This is a genomic window from Fibrobacter sp. UWP2, assembly GCF_900141705.1.
In the GTDB taxonomy this organism is placed as follows: domain Bacteria; phylum Fibrobacterota; class Fibrobacteria; order Fibrobacterales; family Fibrobacteraceae; genus Fibrobacter.
Window position 1 is genome coordinate 1 of record NZ_FQYM01000054.1, and the last position, 6,259, is coordinate 6,259.

General features: G+C 40.9%; 6 protein-coding genes and 1 pseudogene. 2 read left to right on the forward strand and 5 right to left on the reverse strand.

All coding sequences use genetic code 11. The features are described 5' to 3' along the window. The 5 genes and pseudogenes from BUB55_RS13445 to dcm form a co-directional block, all read right to left on the reverse strand. The coding region (locus BUB55_RS13445; protein WP_143152881.1) for a hypothetical protein at window positions 1-285 on the reverse strand (285 nt) is incomplete at its 3' end. Window positions 286-391: 106 nt separating this feature from the next. Continuing rightward, window positions 392-1,186: pseudogene (locus BUB55_RS13450) on the reverse strand (PDDEXK nuclease domain-containing protein); the annotation flags it as partial. A gap of 409 nt (window positions 1,187-1,595) precedes the next feature. After that, window positions 1,596-1,799, reverse strand: coding sequence for a hypothetical protein (locus BUB55_RS14115; RefSeq protein ID WP_143153083.1), 204 nt, complete (start codon window positions 1,797-1,799; stop codon window positions 1,596-1,598). Between the two features lie 7 nt (window positions 1,800-1,806). After that, a complete protein-coding gene (locus tag BUB55_RS13455) occupies window positions 1,807-3,249 on the reverse strand; it encodes a MutH/Sau3AI family endonuclease (protein ID WP_073192361.1) in 1,443 nt (480 codons plus the stop codon). A gap of 1 nt (window position 3,250) precedes the next feature. Next, window positions 3,251-4,594, reverse strand: coding sequence for a DNA (cytosine-5-)-methyltransferase (gene dcm, locus BUB55_RS13460; RefSeq protein WP_083597046.1), 1,344 nt, complete (start codon window positions 4,592-4,594; stop codon window positions 3,251-3,253). Between the two features lie 236 nt (window positions 4,595-4,830). Between dcm and BUB55_RS13465 the strand changes: the two genes are divergently transcribed. Continuing rightward, on the forward strand, window positions 4,831-5,568 hold the full coding sequence (locus BUB55_RS13465; protein ID WP_073192363.1) for a DUF4145 domain-containing protein: 738 nt from the start codon (window positions 4,831-4,833) through the stop codon (window positions 5,566-5,568). Between the two features lie 9 nt (window positions 5,569-5,577). After that, the gene (locus BUB55_RS13470) at window positions 5,578-6,183 is read left to right on the forward strand and encodes a hypothetical protein (RefSeq protein WP_073192366.1); all 606 of its coding nucleotides are present in this window, start codon (window positions 5,578-5,580) and stop codon (window positions 6,181-6,183) included. Window positions 6,184-6,259 lie beyond the last annotated feature (76 nt).

Genomic DNA, 6,259 nt, shown 5'->3' on the forward strand with positions numbered 1-6,259 from the left:
TACGCGCACCTTCGCCTTGCCGCCCGCGATGTACACGGAACCGCCCTGGCTGGACCACTTCTTGAAGCCCTCCCTGGGGTGGTATGCTGCACCGCCGAGCTGTTCCCTTTCGGCCAGGAGTATCGCCTCCACGAGCCTTGCGCCCATCTCCCTCGACAGCGCGTCAAGGCAGCTTTTCCCCTGTTCGGCAAGGTCGGCCAGAACCACCCCGATACTGGTCGAAATGTCGATTTCTTCGCGGCGGACGATTGACAGTTTTGGGGTTCTTTTTGTACTTTTCATCATGGTGGTTATCCTCTTGCTTGGTGTTTTTTTGCTGAACCAAATTTACAAGTTGGAGACCACCTTTTTCTTTTTGGTTGCAGAAATTTCAACTAACTTTGGGGCATCTTCGGAGTTGGCCTATATCCTGATGCGTGATTTTGCCCGTCTTGATTTCAATAATCACAAAACAGCGAAGCAGCCTGTTGTAAAGAACGAGGTCGATGAAGAATTCATCGTCTTCGAGCATAATCCGCTTCTGCCGAGCAACAAAGGAGAATCCCTTTCCCAGTTCGAGTAGAAAATCAGTAATGTGCGAAATAATCGCGCCTTCCAAATCGGTTTCATAAAAGGCCGAATTCATTTTCAATCCAACAAATTCCAAAATCATCGGATCCTTGATAACCTCTTGCGGGGTTTCAGGGATGCGCTCCTTGCGAGCGACCGCCAGCACGGATTCCTTGTCGTTACTGAGCAAAAGACGCTCGTATAGCTGGCTGTTGATTTGGCGTTCGAGTTCGCGGCCATTCCAGGAATTGTTTACCGCCTCTAGTTCGTAATATTCGCGCTTGTCGGGGTCAGAAATCTGAATCAGCATACGATATTGCGACCAGTTCAATTGGGAACGCAGTGCGTTCCCAATTGGGTAAGTGCGGTAAAACTGCCTGCAAAACTTGATTTGCCGCTCAGAAAAACCGCTCCCGTATTCAGTTTCCAGCTTTTCAGCAAGCGATTTCACGATATACGCCCCGTAATCGGCACGCTTCTTACCATGCTGTTCTTCTTCAAAAATACGCTTACCAAGCTTCCAGTACATCTGGACACGACAGAAATCAACGCTCCTGACCGCGTTTTTTCGCGCAGATTCGATGATTTGCTTGGCATCTTGAACCAGTTTCACCGAGATAACTTCTTTTGACTTCATTACAGCCTCCATGTAGCCACTTTCGCGGCTGGTTAGTGTTAGAGGCGTCCCCTTTATCCTGAAATCCCAGAAATAAAAAAGACGCATTTCTCCATTAGACGGAGAAACACGTCGGGCATTAATGTACCTAATATCTAAAAAGTTGGCAAGGGGCTTAAGGAAATTTTACAGGGCGTTCCCCGGCTCGGTTGGCCCCTGTCACCCTTCGCCGCGTCGGGCTATATGGACGGCTATGCCGTCCGCGGCTTCACTCGGTCATATATACGAAACTTGAAACTTTAGTTTCGTAGTTGAGTTATCCTCTTTGGGGAAAATTATGCGAACATGATTTTGCGACACTCGTTTTGCACGCTTTTGCAAGGGGTCGCCATCCCTAACGTGGATGCTCCCTGCTGAACGTAATTAGCATCTATGTGTTAAAAATTTTTCGACTCTCTATTTTGTTTATTTCAAAGCCGCTTTCTTTTATCCAACTATTATTTAACAGCAATGTAAATAAAGCCTCTTTTTCATTTACTCCAGATGCAAAACCTAAAATTTGATAATTGCTCAAGTCCTTTCCTATAGGAGAACATGTGAATCCTTCTGAAGTGAAAAAGCAATACTCGTTCATAAGCGACCTAAATAAAATCCTTTTCCTTTAGCATTTCCGACACATAACTCCCCTTTATCCATATATATTGCCGGTACATGCGAATTCCGTTAACGATTTCCGTTTTCTTGGTTGAATCGGAGCTGTCTCCCCTTACAAATACAACACTTTCCGATGATTTCGGAAAATTCGGAGCTGTTTGAGGCACTCCTGTTTTATTTATACGAACATTCCCATGTTTATCGAGAATAGGAATGTCTTTCAATTCTTTGTTTATGACAAGATGCCAAATTCGTTCCCATACGGGTTTTACACAAAAATCAATAAGCTCATCTGAGAAAGACAATCTTTTGAAGCCTATAAAAGTGTTCTTTCCAAAATCGTTTTTATCGTGCTCTTCAAACATTATACACAGCACCTGATTTCCGATAAAGAAATCGTATATTTCAGATTCGGAAAAATTATTATTGTCAGGAATGATTTCGTCGAAATCAATTCTGAACAACTTCATATCTTCCGTACGTTTGCCTTTTTCTGTAAGAACGATTGTTTTTCCAATCAAGCCAATTTTGTTGAATAAATCGATTTTTTGCATCTTTTTGGCAGAACCGCCAAACATACGAACAACGAGCCTTTCTCCTATTCCTTTGTCAATTTTTCCGTTGATTTCAAACTCTTTTACTAATTTAGATACAGTCCAGCCCTTATACAATCTTGTTATTTCGCCGCACTTGGAATCAATCTCGCTGTAAGTGTCGTATTTTTGAGGCAGCTGCTCTAAGGATTCTTTAAAATGACTTTGGACAATGCTTGTTACTAAACTGCGCTTTAAACGAAACCTGGGAGGATGAGGCCATTTGGGAGCTGTATCAATAAATAACAATTTGCTTCGAAGATGCGATATTTCGGGATAAAAAGAAGGATTCTTATTTAACGATTGAATAAAATTACGAACAATCAACCAGTCTTGTTTGAGAATTTCTTTGTCGTCATCAGAGAACTCTACAAACTGATAACCTTTTACCAAAAAAGCTGCATATTCTGCGGCAGGAACCGTCTTTTTGGCGGAAGAGTACAAGTAATACACAAATAAAAGGTGCTCTAATTTTTGCCAAAAATGAGAGGTGTTAAATTCCTCATCAATAATCGTATTTGGTGAAACTGCTGTGATTGAGACAGGTTCTTTTGCTTCGTATTTATTCTTTTCTTTCTTCGAAAAACGAATTCCAGTCGTTTTTAATTCCGTTTTAACACCATCAACAATCAAGTCGGGTTCTTTACTGCTATTTGCTTTATACCCAAATACCGACTGTTCAATAACATCGCCAGCAATTCCAGTAATTTTAGGGCTCTTTATCGTTTTGTCAAATACATGATTTCGGTCTATTTCACCCAAAGTTCTATTTAGGCAACAATCTAAAAGGATTTCCACATCCCTTTTCGTGAATTTATGTTCAATTTCTATTGCCATATCATATCCACTTTTCTAGAACACGACCAACATCTTCAACAATACCGGTCACAAGAGCATTGCCCATCAAGAAGGCGCGACGCAAATTGCTGGCACCTTCCGTGTGGTTATCAGGGAACATATTTAAGCGCTCCAATTCGATAGGAACGAGTCTGCGATAGCGTCCAGATTTCGTCTTGATGACATGCTTGAAGCGAGACGGCCCCTTGCCGCCTTCACCAGTGATGATTGTGCGAGACGGTTTGTCTAGGAAATCAGGGAATGCCATCGGGCCTTCGCTGTAATTGTACTCGAAGCCTTCAGCAGTCTTTCTCTTTTCGGATTTTCCGCCCTTCAAGTATTCCCACTTAGGCAGTTCTTTCTCGTCAATAAAGAATTCTTCAGGAACATCTTTCTCATCAACAAGCAATTCGCCGAGAGTCAGTTTCTTCCCGGAATAGTCTGCGACAACATCAAAAGTGCAGACTTTGCGGTTGCGCATGAAACCTGCGGTGAAGAACGGAGATTTTTTCTGACCTTTATTGAATTCTTCCGTGACTTTGACCAAATCACCTTCTATTTCAAATTCGTTTTTCTTCGCCTTTTCGGAAAGTTTGCACTTTAGCGCCTGAGCAAGAATTCCGTCATTCAGGATCCATTCATCCGCAACAGCTTTCGAGCTTGCTTTTGCGAGTTTCGTCCCTTCTTTATAGGCGACAATGTATGTTCTGCGACGGCGCTGCGGCATACCGTAATCGGCAGCATTGACAACACGCCATTCCACAGAATATCCAAGATTTGAAAGCGAAGCCAAAATGATTGCAAAATCGCGACCACGCTGTTTGACGGGTGATTTCAAAAGACGGTCGACATTTTCGAGGAAGAGATATTTCGGCGGGTTCTTGCTATCGCGAAGAATGCGATGAATCTGCCACCAGAGAACGCCCTTTTTGCCTTCGATACCGCCCGAGCGTTTCAAAGTCGATGCAACGGAATAATCTTGACAGGGGAAACCACCGACAAGCAAGTTGCCCGGCCTAATATCTTCAACTGGAACAGTCGCAATGTCAACGTTAGAGTGACCTTCAACCCCGAAACGTTTCTGATAAATTGCAGAAGCATCCTGCGTTTTGGTCGAAGGCTCCCACTGGCTATTCCAGACCGTCTTGTACCTTTGCGAGGCGTGTTCAAGCCCTATACGGAAACCGCCAACCCCAGCAAACAGCTCAATGACGCGAATATCGGTTGATTTCGTCTGAACAGCATTATTGAAAAGATTGCATTGAGCCGCACTGGCACAATACTTGGCAATAGGTTCACAAAGGTTCTGGTCAACAATTTTTGCGGGCTTTGGGTATTTGAACATGCTTTAAAAATAAAAAATAAAAATGGCACAAAATGACAAAATGACGGAAATCCTATTCAGAAGAAGTGGATAAATTGGGACAGAATACAGTGATTCACAGAATGAAGTGATGAAAAAAAGGCAAACACATTAAAAATATGACAATTTTTTGAATTCCCTTAAAAAAATATTTATTTCCATGATATATATTTGTAGTGAAAGCTTTCCATAAAATCTCATTCAAGGAATGACTGAAAATGATTCTATCGGAATATAAAGCAAAGGCGAAATTAGACGACAAGGTTCAGGCAGAACAGGCGAAATATATTTGCTTTTATCAGTATAAGGAAAATGGTGTCACATCTTTTTCAATGTCAGATATAAGCCATTGGTTTATTGATTTTGGGTATAGTCAAATAAATGTTTCCCGACTAAAAAGCAACCTGATAAAGGGAAAAAATAAAAGCTTTATCGTTTCAAAAACAAATAAGGAATCACTAGAATTTATTCCAATTCAGCTAGAGAATTTGGGCCAGGAATTAGCAAGCTTTTGGAATGATACTGAAACAGTCGTATCCAATAGTGAACTACTTGACGAAAGTAAATTTTGCGGGAAACGAAGCTATTTGGATAAACTAATTAAGCAGATTAACCACACTTATAAAAATAATTGCTATGATGCCTGCGCGGTTTTACTTCGCAGAGTATTTGAAATTGTTCTGGTCCTCAGTTTTCAAAAAAATGGCATTGAAAATGAAATTACGAAACCAGATGGCACTCACATGATGTTAGAAGGGATTACAAAAAAGGCTGCCGGAAATATTGTTTTGAAAATACCCAAGCGAATATCAGATAATTTTGACACATTTAGAGATGTTGGCAATAGTTCAGCACACAATATTACTTATATTGCGATGAGGAAAGATATAGACGATATAAGCCGAGCGTACAGAGTGATGCTTGAGGAGTTATACAACAAAGCAGGATTATTATAAGAGTTCATTATGGAAAACCAGTTGAAACTTAAAATCAAGATTGGCCAAGTTGAATTTGAAGCCGAAGGCGATGCAAACGCTGTGACGGAACAAAGAGATGTTTTTATCCAAAGCATCGTTCCTGCAGCTTCATCTTTCTTAGATAAAATTCAAAGTATTGAAACAGCAAGAACTATTGAACCACCGACAAACAACCAAATTGTGCAGAATGAAACGGCGGCTCCTGCTTTACCGTATTCAAATGCAAGCAATAATATTGATTGCTCAAGAACGAATTTAGTATCGTTCCTCAATAAATATGGAGAACTATCTGATCAAGATTTCGTGATTTTTGCTGCATATTATTATGAACAAAAACAAGAGTCAGCATATGTTTTTACTGTTGAAGATGTAAAAAATTTTTATAGCGAAGCTCGGCGTCCACCGTATTGCAACAATAGCGACTTGCTAAAGCGACTTGTTCAAAAAGGGTTAATTATGGACGCACCCAATGAAACAGGGAAGATTCCAAAACCTTATGTAATTTCCCAAGATGGATTGCAATATATAAATACATATACACCCAAAGAAAAAACAGAAAAGAAAGCACGAAAAGTGAATTTGTCCCTTTTTTAGTTGAAAATCCAGGTCTCCAACTGGTGTAAATCTAGGCTATTAGCGCTTCATTGTCAAGTAGTTTCATGCTCTTTTC